This window comes from Janthinobacterium sp. BJB301 (assembly GCF_002735685.1).
Lineage (GTDB): Bacteria > Pseudomonadota > Gammaproteobacteria > Burkholderiales > Burkholderiaceae_D > Janthinobacterium > Janthinobacterium lividum.
Genome location: NZ_PDZJ01000001.1, coordinates 1186842 through 1206958, shown reverse-complemented (window position 1 = coordinate 1206958; position 20117 = coordinate 1186842). Strand labels below are relative to the sequence as shown.

16 protein-coding genes are annotated in these 20117 nt (G+C 66.2%); 8 read left to right on the top strand and 8 right to left on the bottom strand.

What is annotated here, in order from left to right:
* Nucleotides 1-18 precede the first annotated feature (18 nt).
* The 5 genes from CSQ91_RS05250 to CSQ91_RS05230 all read left to right on the top strand — a co-directional run bounded on the left by CSQ91_RS05250 (nt 19) and on the right by CSQ91_RS05230 (nt 6187).
* Entirely contained in the window at nt 19-1080 is a 1062-nt protein-coding gene (locus CSQ91_RS05250; protein WP_099387584.1) for an alpha/beta hydrolase, read from the top strand.
* Nucleotides 1081-1207: 127 nt separating this feature from the next.
* Complete coding sequence (locus tag CSQ91_RS05245; protein WP_099387583.1) at nt 1208-1717, top strand: sigma-70 family RNA polymerase sigma factor; 510 nt, start codon at nt 1208-1210, stop codon at nt 1715-1717.
* On the top strand, nt 1693-2706 hold the full coding sequence (locus tag CSQ91_RS05240; RefSeq protein WP_257217226.1) for a FecR domain-containing protein: 1014 nt from the start codon (nt 1693-1695) through the stop codon (nt 2704-2706). Before CSQ91_RS05245 ends, CSQ91_RS05240 begins: the two co-directional genes overlap by 25 nt.
* Nucleotides 2707-2787: 81 nt before the next feature.
* On the top strand, nt 2788-5361 hold the full coding sequence (locus CSQ91_RS05235; protein WP_099387581.1) for a TonB-dependent siderophore receptor: 2574 nt from the start codon (nt 2788-2790) through the stop codon (nt 5359-5361).
* Nucleotides 5362-5488: 127 nt separating this feature from the next.
* Nucleotides 5489-6187 carry an alpha/beta hydrolase gene (locus CSQ91_RS05230; RefSeq protein ID WP_099387580.1) on the top strand — a complete coding sequence of 233 codons (699 nt, stop codon included), beginning with the start codon at nt 5489-5491 and terminating at the stop codon, nt 6185-6187.
* A 9-nt stretch (nt 6188-6196) separates the two neighbouring features.
* Here CSQ91_RS05230 and CSQ91_RS05225 read toward each other — a convergent pair whose 3' ends face one another.
* Complete coding sequence (locus tag CSQ91_RS05225; RefSeq protein WP_099387579.1) at nt 6197-7183, bottom strand: magnesium and cobalt transport protein CorA; 987 nt, start codon at nt 7181-7183, stop codon at nt 6197-6199.
* Between the two features lie 188 nt (nt 7184-7371).
* On the opposite strand from CSQ91_RS05225, the gene CSQ91_RS05220 reads away from it, so the two are divergent.
* The 3 genes from CSQ91_RS05220 (at nt 7372) to CSQ91_RS05210 (ending at nt 11337) form a co-directional block, all read left to right on the top strand.
* Nucleotides 7372-7884 (top strand): sigma-70 family RNA polymerase sigma factor, encoded by a 513-nt coding sequence (locus CSQ91_RS05220; protein ID WP_099388573.1) that lies wholly within the window; start codon nt 7372-7374, stop codon nt 7882-7884.
* A 1-nt stretch (nt 7885) separates the two neighbouring features.
* The gene (locus CSQ91_RS05215; protein ID WP_099387578.1) at nt 7886-8854 is read left to right on the top strand and encodes a FecR domain-containing protein; all 969 of its coding nucleotides are present in this window, start codon (nt 7886-7888) and stop codon (nt 8852-8854) included.
* A 62-nt stretch (nt 8855-8916) separates the two neighbouring features.
* Nucleotides 8917-11337, top strand: coding sequence for a TonB-dependent siderophore receptor (locus CSQ91_RS05210; protein WP_257217225.1), 2421 nt, complete (start codon nt 8917-8919; stop codon nt 11335-11337).
* A gap of 48 nt (nt 11338-11385) precedes the next feature.
* On the opposite strand, the gene CSQ91_RS05205 is transcribed toward CSQ91_RS05210, so the two are convergent.
* The 7 genes from CSQ91_RS05205 to paoA all read right to left on the bottom strand — a co-directional run bounded on the left by CSQ91_RS05205 (nt 11386) and on the right by paoA (nt 20079).
* Nucleotides 11386-13761, bottom strand: coding sequence for a TonB-dependent siderophore receptor (locus CSQ91_RS05205; RefSeq protein WP_099387576.1), 2376 nt, complete (start codon nt 13759-13761; stop codon nt 11386-11388).
* Between the two features lie 95 nt (nt 13762-13856).
* Nucleotides 13857-14834 carry a DUF4880 domain-containing protein gene (locus CSQ91_RS05200; protein WP_099387575.1) on the bottom strand — a complete coding sequence of 326 codons (978 nt, stop codon included), beginning with the start codon at nt 14832-14834 and terminating at the stop codon, nt 13857-13859.
* Nucleotides 14831-15349: a sigma-70 family RNA polymerase sigma factor gene (locus CSQ91_RS05195; protein WP_052140645.1), complete on the bottom strand. Its 519-nt coding sequence runs from the start codon at nt 15347-15349 to the stop codon at nt 14831-14833. The genes CSQ91_RS05200 and CSQ91_RS05195 overlap by 4 nt, the downstream gene beginning before the upstream one ends.
* 108 nt (nt 15350-15457) lie before the next feature.
* A complete protein-coding gene (locus tag CSQ91_RS05190; RefSeq protein WP_099387574.1) occupies nt 15458-16177 on the bottom strand; it encodes an SIMPL domain-containing protein in 720 nt (239 codons plus the stop codon).
* Between the two features lie 74 nt (nt 16178-16251).
* The gene (gene paoC / locus CSQ91_RS05185) at nt 16252-18459 is read right to left on the bottom strand and encodes an aldehyde oxidoreductase molybdenum-binding subunit PaoC (protein WP_099387573.1); all 2208 of its coding nucleotides are present in this window, start codon (nt 18457-18459) and stop codon (nt 16252-16254) included.
* 4 nt (nt 18460-18463) lie between these two features.
* Complete coding sequence (locus tag CSQ91_RS05180; RefSeq protein ID WP_099387572.1) at nt 18464-19423, bottom strand: FAD binding domain-containing protein; 960 nt, start codon at nt 19421-19423, stop codon at nt 18464-18466.
* The gene (paoA, locus tag CSQ91_RS05175; protein WP_099387571.1) at nt 19420-20079 is read right to left on the bottom strand and encodes an aldehyde dehydrogenase iron-sulfur subunit PaoA; all 660 of its coding nucleotides are present in this window, start codon (nt 20077-20079) and stop codon (nt 19420-19422) included. The genes CSQ91_RS05180 and paoA overlap by 4 nt, the downstream gene beginning before the upstream one ends.
* Nucleotides 20080-20117 lie beyond the last annotated feature (38 nt).

Sequence of the window (20117 nt, the reverse complement as noted above, 5' to 3'; positions counted from 1 at the left end):
TCCAGCAAGGAGTACCGCATGACCAGACCCACCGATGCCATCCCCCATTTCCACGCCCGCAGGCGCCTGCTGTTCGGCATGGGCGCGCTGGCGGGCCTGGCCGCCTGCGGCGGCGGCAGCGGGCCGCATGCCGCGGCGGTGATCGACCGGCAGATCGGCGTCGCCCCCGGCGTCAGCCTGTACGTGCGCGACTGGCGCAGCGCGACCGACAGCGAGGCCGATGTCATCGTCCTGCTGGCAGGTCTGGGCGCCAATGCGCACGCCTTCGACAGCCTGGCCCCCGCGCTGGCGCGCCGCCACCGCGTGCTGGCCGTCACGCGGCGCGGCTATGGCGCTTCCAGCAAGCCGCTGCCCGTCAACGACGCCAACGATATGACGTATGCCCCCGCCACCCTGGTGGCCGACCTGCTGGCCGTGCTGGACGCACTGAAGGTTCAACGCATCATCCTGGCCGGCCACTCCATCGCCGGCAACGAGCTGACCCTGTTCGCCGGCAGGCACCCGCAGCGCGTGCGGGGACTCGTGTATCTGGACACGACCTTCGATTACCTGGCCAGCGGCGGCTATGAGGAACCCCAGCCCACGCCCTTCGACGAACCGCCGCCTGGCCCGGCCGACATGGCATCGCTGGACGCCTCGATCGCCTATGCCAGGCGGATCAACAAGCAATGGTGGCCGGCGCTGGAAGCGAACTGGCGCGACGCCCTGGAAGTGCTGCCCGGCGGCGCCGTGCAAGCGAATACCCCGCCCGCCGTCGCCAGGGCCATGGACATGGCCGCGCACAATTTTTCGCCCGACTACCGCCGCGTGCGCGCGCCGGCGCTCGTCGTCACCGTCGATCCCGGCACCTTGCGCAACCTGTTTCCATGGCTGCTGCAAGCCGATCCCGCCAGCCAGGCCGAAGCGCAAGCGCTGCTGGACTTTATCCGCCCGCTGCGCCTGGCCGACGGCGACCGCCTGGCCGCCGCCCTGCCCGGCAGCAGCCATCTGGTGATACGCAACGGCTTCCATAGCGACTTCTTCATCGAATACGAGAGCACGGTGGTCGGCGCCATCGAGGCCATGCGCTGGGACAAGTAAGTACCCGGCCATCGCATATTGCGTAAATGACAGCGCGGCGCTACAATTGAGAATGATTACCATCCTCATTTAATGCAAAGTGTAACAGCCGACCGTTCACAGCTCTGCATACCGCTCACTGAACGCCATGCCCATCGCCAAACACCCGCTGCACCAGGAAATCAGCACCTTGTACCTCGACCACCACGGCTGGCTGCAAGGCTGGCTGCGGCGGCGCCTGGGCGACACCGGCAAGGCGGCCGACCTGGCGCACGACACCTTCGTGCGCCTGCTGGACCGCCAGGAACCGATCGCCGCGCGCGAACCGCGCGCCTTCCTGACCACCATCGCGCGCCGCGTGCTGTGCAACTATACGGAGCGCCAACAGCTGGAACGGGCCTATCTGGACGCGCTGGGCCAGCTGCCTGCGGCCAGCGCACCCTCGCCCGAAGAGCGGGCGCTGCTGCTGGAAAGCCTGCTGGAAATCGACCGCCTGCTGTCCGGCCTGCCCAGCGTCGTCAGGCGCGCTTTTTTGTATGCGCAGCTCGATGGCATGAGCCAGGCTGAAATCGGGGCCGAACTGCGCATTTCCCTGAGCACCGTCAAGCGCCACCTGGCGCGCGCCTATGCGCAGTGCTATTTCGCCATGGCCAGCTGATGCAGGGCGCGCACGATGCCGCCCCCATCTCTGCCGCGGTGGCGCGTGCCGCCGTCGCCTGGCTGGTGGAATTGCAAACGGAAGACACCAGCGCTCAGGCCCAGGCGCGCCAGGGCTTGCAGGCATGGCTGGCGCAGCACCCCGAGCACCGGCGCGCCTGGCAGCGCATCGAGGCCGTAAACGGACGCTTGCGCGACATCGCCTCGCCCGTCGGCGCGGCCCTCGCACATGCCATACTGGCCCCGCCTCGTTCGCCAGGACGCCGCCACGCCCTGAAAATCCTGACCCTCGCCCTTTTCACCGGCAGCAGCGCCTGGCTGGCGCAGGAACAGCTGCCCTGGCAGCACTGGCGCGCCGACCTGCGCACGGCCGTGGGCGAACGTGGCGACCACACGCTGGCCGATGGCACGCGCCTGCAGCTCAATACGGATACGGCCGTCAAGCTGGCCTACGCGCCCGGCGAACGGCGCATCGTGCTGCTGGCGGGCGAATTGCTGGCGACCACGGGCCATGCGGACGAGCGCCCCTTCGTGCTGGCAACGCAGCACGGCACGCTGCGCCCCCTGGGCACGCGTTTCAGCGTGCGCCGCATGGAGCATCTCACCCGGCTGGACGTATTCGAAGGCGCCGTCGAGATCCGTACCAGCGCCGGCAGCGAGACGCGCACCGTCCGCGCCGGCCAGCGCGCCAGCTTCGGCGCGCACGCCATCGGCCCCGCGCAGGTAGCCAGCGACAGCGACGCGGCCTGGACGGATGGCATGCTGGTGGCCAATGGCATGCGCCTTGCGGACTTCCTGGCCGAACTGGCACGCCACCGGCGCGGCCACCTGGGTTGCGATGCGGCCGTCGCCAGCCTGCGCGTCTCGGGCACCTACCAGCTGGCTGCGCCGGAAGCCGTGATCACGGCCCTGCTGGCCAGCTTGCCCATCCAGGCGCGCTACCTGACACGCTACTGGCTGACCATCGAAGCGCTACAGCGGGACGGCTGACCATTTTCAAAAAAAGTGAGCTGTTCTGGATTTTCACCGGACATACAGGAGAACACCTCTTTTACTTCCGATGGAATACTCATGCAATCACACGCAACACCTGCTGCTTCCCGCCTGCGCCGCAGCCGCATTTCCCTTGCCATCGGCCAGCTATTCCTCGCTGGCGGCTTCGCCCTGCTGGCCGGCCAACCAGCGGCCGCATGGGCCGCCGACACGGCGACGAGCGCGCCCGCGCCCGCGCCCGGCATGCACAGCATCCACGATATTCCCGCCGGCCCGCTCGACACGGCGTTGACGCGCTTTGGCCGCACGGCCGGCATCCTGCTGTCGTTTCCCACGGCACTGACGGATGGATTGCAGACACAAGGCTTGCGCGGCAGCTACACGGTGCAGGAAGCCCTGCCGCTGCTGTTGCACGGCACGGGTCTGGAAGGCGTGCGCGAAGGCGGCGTGGTCACCATCCGCAAGCCGGCCATCAAGGCGGCCGAGGATACCGACTACAGCATGCGCGAAATTCGCGTCACGGGGCGGCGCGACGGTGAAACGGAAGGCAGCCATTCCTACGCCACGCCCGTCACCACCATCGGCAAGACGGCGCAATCGCTGCGCGAACTGCCGCAATCGGTCTCCGTCATCACGCGCCAGCGCCTGGACGACCAGAAGCTGACGGACCTGGGCGCGGCAGCCGAGCAAGCCGCCGGCATCACGGTGCAGGATAACGGCTTTCGCCTGACCGATATCTATTCGCGCGGTTTTGCCATCAACAGCTTCCAGCTCGATGGCGGCGCGCCCTTGGACAAGGGCTTTGTCGCCAATGTCAGCTTTGACATGGCGCAATACGACCGCGTGGAAATCCTGCGCGGTCCGGCCGGCTTGTTGAACGGCACGGGCAACCCGGGCGGCGCCGTCAACCTGGTGCGCAAGATGCCCACGGCCACGCCGCAATACAGCGTCAGCGCCTCGGCCGGCAGCTGGGACGACTACCGCGCCCAGATCGATGCGTCCGGTCCGCTGGCCTTCGACGGCAAGCTGCGCGGCCGCGTCGTGCTGGCGTATGAAAACCGCAAGTATTTCATTGACAACCGCGCCAGCGAACGGCCGCTCGTGTACGGCGTGCTGGAAGCCGATATCGCGCCGGGCGCCGTGCTGGCATTGGGCGCGCGCGAACAGCGGCTGAACGAACAGGGCAACCAGACCTCCGTACCCCGCTACAGCAATGGCGCCGACCTGGGCTTGCCGCGCCACACGGGCTTGAGCGCGCCATGGGCGTATATGGATGCCGCCTCGAAAGAAGTGTTCGCCAAGCTGACCTGGCGCCTGGCGCAGCGCTGGACCCTGCGCGCCAATGCGGCACAGACGCGCCAGAGCGGTACGGGCGAGCTGGGCCCCGTGGGTGGCGGCGTCGATCCGCTGACGTTGATGGGCCCGCTGGCGACTGCCGCCTACAATATCTACAGCAACGAGCAAAAGCTGCTGGACGTGAGCCTGAGCGGCGCGTTCGACTTGCTGGGCCGCACGCACGAAGTGCTGCTGGGCGCTGACATGCAGAATATCCAGAGCCGCTGGCGCGGCGCGTATCCCGTCAGCGGCAACAACGTTCCCGTCAACGTGTTCAAGCCGGCAGACACCGTCTTTCCCCGCCCGGTGTTCGGCGACATCCAGCGCGACTACCAGCCATGGGACCAGAAGCAATATGGCCTGTACGGCACCCTGCGCCTGGACGTGGCGCCCGCCACCAAACTGATCGTGGGCGCGCGCGCCAACAAATACCGCTACGACCAGGTATACTGGGAAAAGTACGACCTGGACGGCAACCCGACCGAAACCTTGCAACTGGCCGACGCCACGCGCTACACGGAGCCGACCAAGGTCACGCCATTCACCGGCGTGGTCTACGATATCGATGCGCAATGGACAGCCTATGCCAGCTATGCGCAGATTTTCAATCCGCAATACGGTTCCAAGGCCGGCCCCGCACCGGGCAAGGGTTTGCCGCCCGTGCGCGGCAGCAATATCGAAGCGGGAGTCAAGGGCGAATTGTTCGACGGCAAGGTCAATACGGCCGTGGCCCTGTACCGCACGGTGCAGGACAAACTGGCCATCAGCGATCCGCGCTACCCGTTTTCCAGCGAACTGTATGCAGGCAGCTGCTGCTATACGGCCAGCGGCAAGGTCATCAGCGAAGGCGTCGACGCGGAGCTGAGCGGCGAAGTCGTGCCGGGTCTCAACCTGTCTGGCGGCTATACCTACAACCACAACCGCAATGAAACGGACGGCGCCGCCTTCAGCAGCATCACGCCCCGCCATTTGCTCAAATTGTGGGGTACCTGGCGCTTGCCGGGCGCGGGCGACGCCTGGACGGTAGGCGGCGGCACCACCATCCAGAGCACGCAATACGTGAGCGGACAGGCCGCCACGTTCAACCCGGCCACGCAGCAATTCAACGGGCCGTCCCTGCCATTTCGCTACACGCAGGCCGGCTACGCCGTGTGGAACGCCATGACCAGCTATCGCATCGACCGCCACTGGAGCGTGGCCCTGAATGTCAACAACGTCTTCGACAAGACGTACTACCGCACGGTGGGATCTTCCTACGGCGGCAATTACTACGGCACGCCGCGCAATGCCTCGGTGACGTTGCGCGGCCAGTTCTAGGCGGCAGGCACGCTGCAGGCGGGGCGCACCCGCAAGGTCTACAATGGATGTGCACCTGCCCGCCGCGCGCTTGCCTTGAGGCACGCGCGCGGCCTACGCTGTTTTCCTACACCACAAGGAGTTCCGCATGAGCCAGCAAGCCACCATCGTCCTCGTCCACGGTTTCTGGGGCGGCGCCGCCCACTGGAGCCGCGTCATCCTCGAATTGCGGCGCCGGGGCCACACGGCCATCCGCGCCGTCGAACTGCCCCTGACGTCGCTGGCCGACGACGCCGAGCGCACGCGCAAGATGGTGGCGCAGGCCGATGGCCCGGTATTACTGGTAGGACACTCCTACGGCGGCGCCGTCATCAGCGTGGCCGGCAATGCGCCGAATGTGGTCGGCCTCGTGTACATCGCCGCCTTCGCGCCTGACGCGGGCGAAAGCCCGGGCAGCATCACGCAGGAACACCCGCCCATCGGCGCGGCCAATCTGGAAGGCGACAGCGACGGCTATCTGTGGGTCAAGCCCGGGCAATACCATGACAGCTTTTGCCAAGACCTTGACGCGGAAGAAGGCGCCGTGCTGGGCGTGGTGCAGAAAGCGCCGCTGGCCAGCACCTTCGGCGACACCGTCAGCGACCCGGCCTGGAAGCATAAACCCAGCTGGTACCAGATTTCCACTGCCGACCGCATGATTGCCCCCGTCAACCAGGAGCGCATGGCCGCGCGTCTGCAAGCGCGCAAAGTCATCACGCTCAACGCCAGCCACGCCTCGCTGGCCTCGCGTCCCGTGGAAGTGGCGGCGCTGATACTGGAGGCGGCAAGCGCGCTGGCCGCAGCGTAAGCCTGCCGGCTACAGCCAGCCTTCGCGCTTCAGGCGCCGGTGCAGCCACCAGCAGCCGGCGATGATGACGACGATCACGGCCGGATAGCTGCCGCGCCACTTCAGTTCCGGCATGAATTCGAAGTTCATGCCGTACAGGCTGAAGACCATGGTGGGCACGGCCAGGATGGCGGCCCAGGCGGCCAGGCGCTTGACGACCTCGTTCTGGCGGATGGAAATCTGCCCCAGCGCCACCTGCATGGCCGAATTGACCAGTTCGCGCATCTGCCCCGCCGTGTGCGTGACCCGTTTGACGTGGTCGAGAATGTCGCGGTAATAGATGCGGTTTTCCTTGGGCACGATATCGCCATGGAAACGGATCAGCTGGGTGCAGATGTCATGCAGGGGATTGACGGCCGCGTCGAGCTTCAGCAGTTCCGTCTTGAGCTGGTAGAAATCCTGCAGCTTGTCTTCGCTCAAGCTGGGCTTGAACAGCTGCAGCTCATGGTGCTGGAAGCGGGCCTGCAAATGGTCGATGCAGGGCTGGTACTGGTCGACGATGAAATCGATGATGGAATACAGCACGTAGCCAGGGCCGCTGGCCAGCTTCTCGGGCACGCTTTCCTTGCGCTCACGCAACTTCGCATAGCCGGCAGAGGCGCCATGCCGCACCGTGATGATGAAGCGGGGGCCGAGAAAGACGTGGGTTTCGCCGTAGACGATGGCCTCGCCGTCCAGGGTGGCCGTGTGCATCACCATGAACAGGGTGTCGCCGTATTCCTCCAGCTTGGGCCGCTCGTGCGCGCCCTGCGCATCCTCGACGGCCAGTTCGTGCAAGCCGAAAGCCGTTTGCAGCGCCTGCATGGCCGTGACGTCGGGGCTGGCCAGGCCGATCCACACAAAACAATCGGGATCGCCGAGGAAGTCGCCCACCTTATCAATATCGAAATGGGCGATCTTCCTGCCATCGCGATAGGCTTCGCCATTGACGACGGCGGCGTGGGTACTCAAGTCCATGGTGATTTTCAAAGAATGGCGGCAGTGCCGGGGGGCCAGTATAGCGGAAAGAGCATGATTGCCATGCCAATCCGGCTGCCGCATTGACATTCAGGCACGCCAATGTAAAATGAGAACCATTCGCATTCAAGAAGAACCTGCACTTGCCGGCGGCCTGGGGGAACTTCAGCGCCAACCTGGAGTGTATCGTGACGTCTGCCGTATCCCCCGCCGCCGATCCTGTCGCACTGCTGTATGGCGAGCACCATCCCTGGCTGCTGCGCTGGCTGCGCGGCAAATTGTCCTGTACGGATCACGCGGCCGACCTGGCGCAGGATACCTTCGTCAAGCTGCTGGCCACGCCCGGCGAGCGCGCCGTCACCCTGCGCGAGCCGCGCGCCTACCTGACCACCGTGGCGCGCCGCCTGCTGATCGACCATTACCGCCGCCAGTCGCTGGAGCAGGCATGGCTGGCCACCCTGGCGCAGCTGCCCGCTCCTGTCACGCCGTCGGCGGAAGACCGAATGCTGATCCTGGAAACCCTGCACCGGATCGACGCCATGCTCGACGGCCTGGGTACGAAAGTGCGCACGGCCTTCCTGCTGTCGCAGCTGGAAGGCATGGCGTATGCGGACATCGCCGCGCGCCTGAAGGTCAGCGAGCGCACCGTCAAGCGCTACATGGTGCAAGCGTTCGAACGATGCATCCTGCTGCTGGCCTGACATGAGCGCGGCCCTCGATGCGCGCGCCGCGCGCGAAGCGGCGCACTGGATGATGCGCCTGCAAGGCGGCGAACTCGACGCTGCCGCGCAACAGGGGCTGGCCCGCTGGCGCGCCGCCCACCCCGACCATGAAACGGCGTGGCAGCGGGCCGAGCAAGTGTGCCGCACCTTTGGCATGCTGCCTCCGCCGCTGGCCATGCCCTTGTCCAGGCAAGTGCTGGACCGCCCTGCCCGCGCGCAGCGCCGCGCCATCCTGAAGACCTTGGCCGTGCTGATCGTCGCCGGCCCAGCCGGCTGGGCCATGCTGCGCGTGGCGCCATGGCAAGCCTGGACGGCCGACCTGCACACGGCGACAGGCGAAATCCGCCACCTCACCCTGGCCGATGGCAGCGAACTCAGCCTGAATACGGCCAGCGCCGCCGACATCGTTTTCAACGACGCGCTGCGCCTGGTGCACCTGCGCGGCGGAGAGATACACGTAGCGACCAGCCCCGATCCCCTCGGGCGTCCCTTCATCGTGCGCACCGGCAACGGCAGCATCCGCGCCCTCGGCACGCGCTTCACGGTGCGCCAGGAGGACCGTCTGCTGGGCGCGCGTACCCACGTGGCCGTCTCGCAGGGCGCCGTGGAAGTGCGGCCCGCCGAAGGCTGGCCCGTCATCGTGCAGGCGGGCTGGCAAGCCAGTTTCGATGAAACGGCCGCCGGCGCGCCGCAGCCGCTGGCGCCGCATGCGTCCGCCTGGCTCAAGGGCTTGCTGTACGCGGACGACACGCCGCTGGACCAGGTGCTGGCGCAGCTGGCCCGCTACCGCCACGGCGTGGTGCGCTGCGATCCGGCCGTGGCGCGGCTGAGGGTGTCGGGCGTGTACCAGCTGCGCGACACGGACGCCCTGCTGGCCCTGCTGCAAGCGTCGCTGCCCATCCGCGTGCGGCGCCACAGCCGTTGGTGGATTTCTGTCGAGCCCGCATAAAAATTTTTGAGAACAATGTCCCTTTCTGTCATGTGCCCCGTCAATCCACACAGGACCAACACATGAACGAAGGGAAACAAGCAATGAAGCATTACCGCCACACCAGCATTACCCTGGCCCTGCTAGGCAGCCTGGCCTTGAGCGCGCCCGCATCCGCCCAGCAGCACCCGCAGCAGGCGCCCGCGCGCCACTATCAGGTGGCCGCCGGCCCCCTCGGTGCTGTCCTGTCCGCGTTTTCGGCCGACGCCGGAGTCAGCATTTCCGGCGCCGCCAGCCTGTATGCGGGCTTGAACAGCCGCGGCTTGAACGGCAACTACCAGGTGGCCGACGGTTTCGCCCGCCTGCTGGACGGCAGCGGCTTATACGCTGTCGACCAGGGCGGCGGCCACTACGCCGTGCGCAGGCTGCCATCGGCGGCCGACGCGGCCACCCTGCCCGGCATCGCCGTGCGCGCCACGGCCGAGCGCAGCACGAGCACGGAAGGCACGGGCTCGTACACGACGCCAGCCACGGCCAGCGCCACGGGCCTGGTGCTGTCGCTGCGCGAGACGCCGCAATCGGTCAGCGTCATCACGCGCCAGCGCATGGACGACCAGGACTTGCTGACGGTGCGCGACGTGCTGCGCAATACGCCCGGCATCGCCGTCAACCAGTTCGACACGGAGCGCAGCACGTTTTCCGCGCGCGGCTTCGACGTCGACAACTTCCAGTACGACGGCGTGCCCACCACCTATAAGGTGCAGTATTCAGGCGGCGAATCGGAAATGGATTCGCTGATCTACGACCGCGTGGAGGTGACGCGCGGCGCCACGGGCTTGCTGACGGGCGCCGGCTACCCGTCCGCCTCGATCAACCTGGTGCGCAAGCGGGCCAGCGCCAGGCAATTCGAAGGGCAATGGTCGCTGGCGGCCGGCTCGTGGAGCGATTACCGGGGCACGCTCGACCTGGCCACGCCGCTGAACGGGGACGGTTCCGTGCGCGGCCGGGTGGCGGGCGCCTGGCAAGACCGCAAGTCGTTTACCAGTGGTTATTCGAACCAGCGCCAGCTCGTCTACGCCACCGTCGAGGCGGACCTGGCGCCCGGTACCGTGGCCATGGTGGGCGCCAGCTACCAGAAGAACGATCCGAAAGGCAGCAACTGGGGCGGCTTCCCCCTGTGGTACAGCGACGGCTCGCGCACCGATTTCGACCGTTCCGTCACGACGGCGCCCCGCTGGGCCGCCTGGGCCACGCAACAGACGAATGTGCACGCCACGCTGGAACACGCGCTGGGCCAGGGCTGGAAGGCGCAGGCGCAAGCCATGTACAGCAAGCATACGGAAGACACGCCGCTGGTGTTCCTGGCGGAACGGCCCGATAGAATCACCGGCCTGGGCATGCTCGGCTATCCGAACCGCTACATCGGCGCGCGCGACCAGAGCAGCGCCGACGTGAAGCTGTCCGGCCCATTTACCCTGGGCGGACGCCAGCATGAAGTCATCGTGGGCGCCAACTACACGCTGCAGCACGCCGAGTTCAGCGTCAAGGAAGCGCTCGACCCTGAACCGATCGGCAATTTCCTCGCCTGGGATGGCAGCTACCCGCAGCCGGCCTGGGGCGAACTCGTGCTGTCGGAAAAATACACGACCAAGCAATATGGCGCCTACGGCGCGGCGCGGCTGAACCTTGCCGACCACACCAAGTTGATACTCGGCGGGCGCTTGAGCCGCTGGGACAAGGTCCGCATCGGCTTTGACGGCAGCGCCCGCTTTGCCTTCGCCAAGAGCAAGTTCGTGCCCTACGCGGGCGTGGTGATCGATCTCAATGAAACGTATTCGGCCTATGCCAGCTATACGGACATCTTCCGCCCGCAGGAAAACCAGGACCGCGCGGGCGCCTGGCTGGACCCGCTGACGGGGCAAAGCATGGAAGTGGGCTTGAAGGGCGAACTGGCCGAGGGCCGGGCCAACGGTTCCATCGGCATCTTTGAAATCAAGCAGGACAAGCTGGCCCAGCCGGACGGCGCACACAGGATTCCCGGCACCACCACGCAAGCGTATTATGCGGCGCGCGGCGCCACCAGCCGCGGCATCGAAGGGGAATTGTCGGGCCGTTTGGCGCCGGGCTGGAACGTGACTGCCAGCGCCAGCCACTTCCGCGCCAGGGACCGCGAGCAGCAGGATATCAACACCCTGTCTCCGCGCTCGACGGCGCGATTGTTTACCACGTGGAAAGTACGCCCCGACCTCACCGTGGGCGGCGGCGTCAACTGGCAAAGCAAGTTCTACTTTGACGACGAGGGGCCGGACGGCAAGGAAAGAGTGACGCAGGAAGCCTACAGCACGGTGAGCCTGATGGCCACGTACCAGCTGTCGCGCCAGCTGACAGCCCAGCTGAACGTGGAAAACGCGCTGGACAAGAAATACATCAACATCAATACCTATGCGCAAGGCACGTATGGCGTGCCGCGCAGTGTCAGGGGGACGTTGACCTACCGCTTCTGATGCGCATGCAGGCCGGGCGGCATGCGCCCGGTCTGCGCTGACTACGCATCAATAGCGGTAACTCAAGCTCAGCATCGCATTGCGCGGATCGCCATAGCTGACCCGGCGGCCCGTGCTGATGCCGTAGTAAGTGCGGTCGCCCAGGTTATTGAGGTTGAGCGACACGGCCAGGCGGTCGGAGATCTGGTAGCGCGCCATGGCGTCGAAGACGGCATACGAGCCCTGGTGCACGGTGGTGGTGCCGCCGCGTACGGCCCGGGTTTTCTGCCAGGTGTGCGATTGCCAGCGGGCGCCGCCGCCCACCGTCAGGCGCGGCATCGGCTGCCAGGTGCTGTACAGGCTGAGCTGGTCTTCCGGCGCCAGCGTGTTGACCTTGCCGCTGGCGTCGCGCGCGATCTTGTGCGTGTAGCCGGCCTGCAACTGCCAGCCCGGCATGAGCTGGCCCGACACTTCCAGTTCCACGCCGCGCGAACGCACGCCGTCGATGGCGCGGTAGGCATCCATGCCCGTCACCTTGTTGACCTCGTCAACGTATTCCGCGTAGTTATCCTGGCGCACCTCGAAGGCGGCCGCGCTGGCGTTCAGGCGGCCATTCAGGAACACGCCCTTCACGCCCGCCTCGATATTCTTGCCCAGCACCGGGTCCAGGGTCCTGTTGTCGACGTCGCGGCTGTTTTGCGGACTGAAGATATCGCTGTAGCTGGCAAACGCAGTCAGATCCGGCGCAAAGTCCCAGGTCAGGCCCGCATACGGCGTGAAGATCGACGACTCGTCGATGTCGGCCGTGGGATTGACGTAGGACGACAGGCGCCCGCCCACGATCACGTGCACGCCCTGCGGCAGCGAAAAGCGGCCCGTCGCATACACGGCCTTCTGACGGATGACTTCGCGGGCCGTGTCCAGCTCCCATTTTGGCTCAGCCACGATGCCCCGGTAGGTATAAATATTGTCGACCTTGATGAAGGAATACGGGCTGAAGACGTCGTCCGACTGCTTGCGGTAGGCGTTCGCGCCCACCACCAGCTCATGCGTGCGGCCCAGCAAGGTGAACGGGCCCTTGGCGTACATGTCCAGGCCATTGCTGGTGGCGTCGCTGTTGTACTGGCGCGCCGTGACGGACGTGCCGCTGCCGTCCGCCTTCGGGAAGCCGTCAAGGTAGGCGACGGGCGCATACAGCGCATTGGCCTGGTGGATCAGGCGCAAATTGGCCAGCCAGCCATTGTCAAACGTGTGTTCGAGCGAAGCGAAGACGGATTTGGCTTCCGTCTGCTGCGTGCTCCAGGTGGGCGCGCCGTTGAACGAACGTGGCATGGTGAAGCGCTTGCCGTCCGCGTCGAACAGGGGCGCGCCACCCCAGTCGCTATTGCGCGGCACCGTGTGCTGGTAGTCGGCGCCCACGGTCAGCAAAGTGCGCGGCGACAGATCCGCTTCCAGCGTGCCATACGCCAGTTCGGAGCGGCGCTGGTAGCGGTCGACAAAGGAATGCTTGTCCTGGTACGAGGCCACGGCGCGCGCACGCACGCTGCCGCTGCCGTTCAGGGGGCCGCCCACATCGACCATGCCGCGGTAATTGCTCCACGATCCGGCCGACAGGTCGGCCAGCGCGCGCAGTTCGCGCGTGGGCTTCTTGCGGATCAGGTTGACGGTGGCGCCCGGCGTGCCGGCACCGCTCATCAGCGCATTCGCGCCTTTCAGCACCTCGACCCGGTCGTACAGGTCCATGTTGGCCAGGGATTCGCCCAGGTTCAGCGAGGCGTCGCGCGTCCACGGCAAGCCGTCGTAGCTGAAATTGTCGAGCGAAAAACCGCGCGCATAATAGATCGTGCGCTCGCTGTCGATGTGCTGCACGTACACGCCGGGCGTGTGGCTGAGCACTTCACTCAGCTGCACCAGGCCGAAATCGTCCATCTGCTGGCGCGTGACGACGCTGACCGCGTGCGGCGTCTCGCGCGGCGACAGCACCAGGCGGTTCGCCGTGCTGACGGCGCCCGTCGTGTACGAGCCCGTGTCTTCCGTCACCTGGCCCAGGTAATTGGTGGTGATGATTACTTCCGGCATGGTCGCTTCCGGCTGGGCGGCGGAAGCTTGTGGTGCGGCTGCTTGTACCGTATAGACGCCGCTACCGGTCTTGAGCAAGGCCAGCTGCGTGCCCTGCAAGGCGCGGCGCAAGGCTTGCTCTGCCGTGAAATCGCCCTGCACGGCCGCCCCGCTGACGCCGCGCGCCAGGTCCGCATCGATGGAGATGCGCACGCCGCCACGGCTGGCAATGGCGATCAGGCTGGCGTTCAGGGGCTGGGCCGGCACGTCATAGCGCACGGTGGCTGGCGCGATCTGGACCGATGGCGTCTGCGCCAGGACGGCAGGCACGGCGCAGGAAAGTAACATTACAGCCAGGGGAATCTGGCGCATCAACAATGGTGGCATGCTGGGACTCTATCTTGGTGGTGAAGGAAAAGTGGGGCTACACCAGGTATGAGCCGCGACGCGCCAAAAGTGACAGTGCTGACACAAAAAATATTTCAGCTTGCCTTCAGATCCAGGCCCGTCCACCAGCCACCGGGGCCCTGGCGCAGGGTCACGGGCAGGGTTTCGGCCAGCGCCAGCAAAGTGGCACCGCTGTCGTCGAGCGAGTAATTGCCCGACACGCGCAGCGCCGCGGCGGCCGGCGTGATGTCGATATAGCCGTGGCGGTACGGACGCAAGGCGGCCACCACTTCGCCCAGCGGCTGGTCGATGGCCAGCAGCATGCCCTGCTCCCACGCCGTCGCCTGCCCTGCCGCCATGCCGGGCAACATGGTCAGGCGGTCCTCGTCAAACCGCGCCGCCTGGCCCTGGCGCAGCACGCGCGCCAGGCCTTTGCCGGCCGGGCGCACTTCGAGGTCGCCCTGCACGGCCAGCGCGACGGTGCCCAGCGCTTCGCGCCGCAACATCAGTTCGCTGCCCAGCGCCGTCACCGTGCCGTGCGTGCTGCGCAGCAGGAAGGGATGGGCGCTTGCCGGCTGTGCAACGCGGGCCAGCAGCTGTCCCTGGCGCAAGGTGACTTGCCGGTGTTCATGGGTAACGTCCGTGTCGGCAGAGGAACGGGCATCCAAGGTCAGCATGCTGCCGTCGGCCAGCGCAAAGCGGCCCCGCCTGGCCGTGGCCGTGTGCAGGTCCGCGCTCCAGTCCGGCAAAAACGGGCTGCCGCGCAGCAGCCAGGCGCCGCCGAATGCCGCGCCGGCCAGACACAGGGCGCCCTGCAGCAGCTGGCGCCGCTTGTTGTCGTGTTGCGCGGCGCGCGCCAGGGTTTGCCCGACGGTCCCCGCCCCGCCCGCCGCCTGCAGCGGGCCGACGCTATGCTCGACGGCGCGTCCCAGGGTATGCCACGCAGCCGCATGGCGCGCATCGGCGGCCAGCCAGCGCTCGAAGGCCTGATGCTGGCCCTCGTCCGCCTCGCCCGAGCTGAGCTCGACCAGCCAGCCGATGGCCGCATCCTGTACCGCAGGGGACATGCTCATGCCGCATCCGCCGCGGCCAGGCAGCAGCGCAAGCCTTGCGCCATATACTGGCGCACCATGCTGGCCGACACGCCGAGTTCAACAGCGATCTGCGCATACGTGAGGCCATCGAGCTGGCTCATCAGGAAAGCACTGCGCGCCTTGCTGGACAAGGTATCGAGGGCGCGCGACAGACGCTCCAGCGCTTCGAGCAGCACGGCGCGCTCTTCCGGCGACGGCTGCACCGCGTCCGGCAGCTGCGCCAGGGTGTCGATGTACGCCTGCTCGATATCGCGCCGCCGCCATTGCTGCAGCAAGATGCTTTTCGCCACCGTCGTCAGGTAGGCGCGCGGCTCGCGGATAGCGGCCAGGCGCCCCGCATGCAGTACGCGCAGGAACGTTTCAGAAGTGACATCTTCCGCCTCGGCCCGGTTACGCAGGCGCAACAGCAAGCGCTGCAGCAGCCAGCCCTGGTGGCCCGTGAACAGGCTGGCGGCCAGGGTCGTGTCATTCGAGGGGAAAGGCAAGGCAGACAAGAGCGGATCCGGCGACTTTAATGATAATGATTCTCATTATATTGCAGAGACCGGAAGATGTCGCGCAATTTTGCTATGCTTATTGACATGCCGCGCCGCCAGCTGCGCCTATTCCAGCTTGAACAGGACATTCACGCTTTTCTCCAATGCGATGCTGCCCGGCGCGCGGACGGCCGACGAAGGCTCCGTGGGAGGAATAAAGGGCGGCGGCACGAAACCCTCATTGCCGGAACGCATCAGCGCGCGCTCGATCGATTGAAACGACACTTCCGATATGGCCATGACGGACGCGATCTTCCGGTTGAACGATTTGGCAATGCGCGCCGCCTTCGTCTCCGCATCCCTGGCAGCCTTCAGGTCCAGTTCGGCGACCAGCGCGTCGTGCGCGCTGGTCTTGAATTCCGTGTCCATCCGGGTGATATTCTTCATGGCGGCCAGCTCCGACACCAGTGGCGTCCATGCCGCCAAGTCCCGGACCCAGACGCGCAGGTTGCGGTTGATGACGTACATGGGCGGCGAATCGCGTTTTTCCCTGCCTGAATAATCGAGCGTGCGCATGATTTCGGAGGCCTGGATATCCGCTTGCGCAATTTTCACCTTGCCCAGCAACTGGAAGACCTCCGCGGCACCAGCATTGACCACGCCCAGCGTCTTTGCCGCATCGGCGCCCCGGCTGGCAACGGTGATCTCCATGACGGCCATGTCCGGCGGCACTTCCACCTGCGCCGTCCCTGTCTGGAAAATGAAGGGATAATCGGGCAAGGACGAGGCCTGGGCGGCCATATTCAAGTTAAACAGACCCACCACCAGCAACAGCGTGCGCTTCATGCCTCTCCCATACGATCGAATAATATTTCGACAATATAGCAGTGCAGATACAAAAAACCAATAGCCCACCCCGTTCAGGCAATACGGGCCGATTCCGGCAACTTCGCCAGCAGCTTGTCCAGGGTCACCGGATAGTCGCGCACGCGCACGCCGGTGGCGTTGTAGACGGCATTGGCGATGGCCGCCGCCACGCCGCAGATGCCCAGCTCGCCCACGCCCTTGGCTTTCATGGGCGAGGACATGGGGTCGGTTTCATCGAGGAAAATGACGTCCTGGTGCGGGATGTCGGCGTGCACGGGCACTTCGTAGCCGGCCAGGTCGTGGTTGACGAAGAAGCCGCGGCGCTGGTCGACCACCAGTTCCTCCATCAGGGCCGCGCCCACGCCCATGCTCATGGCGCCGATCACCTGGCTGCGGGCCGCTTTCGGGTTCAGGATGCGGCCGGCCGCGCACACGGCCAGCATGCGGCGCACGCGCACTTCGCCCGTGTCGCTGTCCACGCCCACTTCGACGAAATGGGCGCCGAACGTCGATTGCTGGAATTTTTTATCGAGGTCGCCGTATTCCATATGGTCTTCCGCGACGACATCGCCATGGTAGGCGGCGGCAGCGAGCGGTACGCTGCGCTCGCCCTGGCTCACCTGCCCATCGGAAAAGCGCGCTTCTTTTTCATCGAAGCCCAGCTTGCCGGCGATGGCCTGGCGCAGGCGCACGCAGGCCGCGTAGACGCCAGCCGTGGAACTGTTGCCGCCCCATTGCCCGCCTGAACCGGCCGAGACGGGAAAATCCGAATCGCCCAGGCGCACGACCACCTTGTTCAACGTCACGCCCAGCATTTCCGCCGCCGTCTGCGCGATGATGGTATAGCTGCCCGTGCCGATGTCCGTCATGTCCGTTTCCACCGTGATCACGCCATTGCCATCGAGGCGCACGCGGGCGGCGGACTTCATGACGAGGTTGTTGCGGAAGGCGGCCGCCACGCCCATGCCGACGAGCCAGCGGCCGTCGCGCCGCGCACCCGGCTGCGTTGATCGCTCCTTCCAGCCGAATTCCACGGCGCCCGTGCGCAGGCAGTCGATCAGGCGGCGCTGGGAAAACGGCCTGCTCGGCTTTTCCGGGTCCACTTTCGTGTCGTTCAGGATGCGGAAAACGATGGGATCCATTTTCAGCTTGTCGGCCATCTCGTCCATGGCAATTTCCAGCGCCATCAGCCCCGGCGCCTCGCCCGGCGCACGCATGGCATTGCCTTCCGGCAAGTCAAGTACGGCCAGGCGCATGGCCGTCATGCGGTTCGGCCCCGCATATAGCAGCCGCGTCTGCATCACGGCCGTTTCCGGCTGGCCACCTTTCAAGTCGCCGGACCACGATTCATGGCCAATGGCCGTGATCTTGCCGTCGCGCGTGGCGCCGATGCGCAGGCGCTGGATGGTGGCGGGCCGGTGCGTCGTATTGTTGAACATCAAAGGTCGCGTCAGGGCCACCTTGACGGGACGCTGCGCCGCGCGCGCGCCCAAGGCCGCCAGCAAGGCTTCCGCGCGCACGAACAGCTTGCCGCCGAAACCACCGCCGATGTAGGGCGAGACTATGCGCACCTTGTCTTTCGGTATGCCCAAGGTACGGGCCAGGTCGCCGCGGCCCCAGTCCACCATCTGGTTCGCCGTCCACAGCGTCACCTTGTCGCCTTCCCAGGCGGCAATCGAGGCGTGCGGCTCCATCATGGCGTGCGACTGATCAGGCGTCGTATAAGTAGCGTCCAGGCGCACTGGCGCATTGGCAAAGGCGCCGGCGAAGTTGCCCGTCTTGCTGTCGGGCTTGCCGTCCTTCGGCTTGGCCGCCGTGCCCTTTGCTTTCGCCAAATCGAAGGCGCCCTTCTGCTCGACATATTTAACGTCGAGCAACTGCGCAGCCGAGCGGGCCTGTTCGAAGGTTTCCGCCACCACCAGCGCGATGGCCTGGTGGTAATGTTCAATCTCCGGACCACCGAGCAGCTTCGCCGTGTTCATCTTGCCTTTGCCTAATTTTCCCGCCGATTCCGCCGTCACCACGGCCAGCACGCCTGGCGCGCGCCGCGCCGCGCTGGTGTCGATGGAGGCGATGCTGCCCCTGGCTATCGCCGCGCCGACGACATGGCCATAGGCCGCATGCGGCGCGGCCTTGTTCTGTTCATACGCGTACGGCGCCGTGCCCGTGGTTTTCAGGGGGCCGTCGATGCGGTCCGTGGGACGGCCCACGACTTTCAGCTGGTCGATGGGATTGGTGGTCGCAGGTATCGTGAATTTCATGGCCCTAGCCTTTCTTCGCTTGCGCTTCAGCCAGCACCGCGGCAATCGTGCGCTGCGCCAGGGTCACCTTGAAGGCGTTGTCGTCAGTCGGTTTGGCGCCGGCTAGCAACTGCCGGGCCACGGCGGCGGCGCCATTCGGTATGGCCTGCTCGGCGCCAGAAATTCTCCACGGCTGCGGCGCGACGCCGCCCAGGGCCAGCCTGCCCGTACCATTGGGCAAGATGATGGCCGCCACGGACACCAGCGCGAACGCGTACGAGGCGCGGTCGCGCACCTTGCGGTAGACATGCGTGCCGCCGGCGGGCCGGGGCAAGGTCACGCTGGTGATCAGCTCGCCCGGCTGCAGTACTGTTTCCAGCTGTGGCGTGTTGCCCGGCAAGCGGTAAAAGTCGGCGATGGGGATGGTGCGCACGGCGCCGTCGGCCCGCACCGTGTCGATGGAAGCGTCAAGCACGCGCATGGCCACGGCCATGTCGCTGGGATGCGTGGCGATGCAAGCCTCGCTGCCGCCCAGAATCGCCAGCGGCCGGCTGAAGCCGGCGATGGCCGAGCAGCCGCTGCCCGGCAGGCGCTTGTTGCAAGCCTGGTTCGTATCATAAAAGTAAGGGCAGCGCGTGCGCTGCAGCAGGTTGCCGGCCGTCGTCGCCTTGTTGCGCAATTGCGCCGAGGCGCCGGCCAGCAAAGCGCGCGACAAGACGCCGTAATCGCGGCGCACGGTGGCGTGGGCTGCCAGGGCCGTATTGCGCACGAGGGCGCCGATGCGCAAGCCGCCGTCCCTTGTTGCTTCCACTTTATCCAGCGCGAGGCCATTGACGTCGATCAAATGCGTGGGCGTTTCGATCTCCAGTTTCATCAGATCGAGCAGATTCGTGCCGCCCGCGATGAAGCGGGCGCCCGGCGTGTGCAAGGCGGCGGCCGCCGCTTCGGCCGGCGTGGCGGCCTTCTGGTAGCTGAACACTCTCATGCCGGCCTCCCCGCCACCTCGGTGATGGCCTCGATGATGTTGGAGTAGGCGCCGCAGCGGCAGATATTGCCGCTCATACGCTCGCGCAATTCTTCCGGCGTCGCCTGCGGGGCCGCATTCAAGTCGGTGCTGACGTGGCTGGGGATGCCCTGGCGGATCTCTGACAGCGCGGCAACGGCCGAACAGATCTGCCCGGGAGTGCAATAGCCGCATTGATAACCGTCATGCGCGACGAAGGCGGCCTGCATCGGGTGCAGCTTGTCGGGCGTGCCCAGTCCCTCGATGGTGGTGACCTTGGCCCCGTCATGCATCACAGCAAGAGTCAAGCAGGCATTGATGCGCTGGCCATCGAGCATGACGGTGCAGGCGCCGCACTGGCCGTGGTCGCAACCCTTCTTGGTGCCCGTCAGGTGCAGCTGTTCGCGCAAGGCGTCGAGCAGGCTGGTGCGCGTGTCGAGTTCCAGGCTGTGGCGCTGGCCATTGACGTCCAGGCTGACTTGCATCAGGACGGGTGGCGGAGAAATACCGGCCTGGGTGGCCGTATTCACCGCTTCCGCCGCTCCCGCCACGCCGGGCACGGCCGCTGCCGTGGCAGACAGCGCGCCGGCGATCAGCAAACCGCGCCTGCCGGCATTGATGTGATTACACTCTGTCATCTCGCGCTTCCTCCTGGCTGTGGACTGGCTGGGTGGGC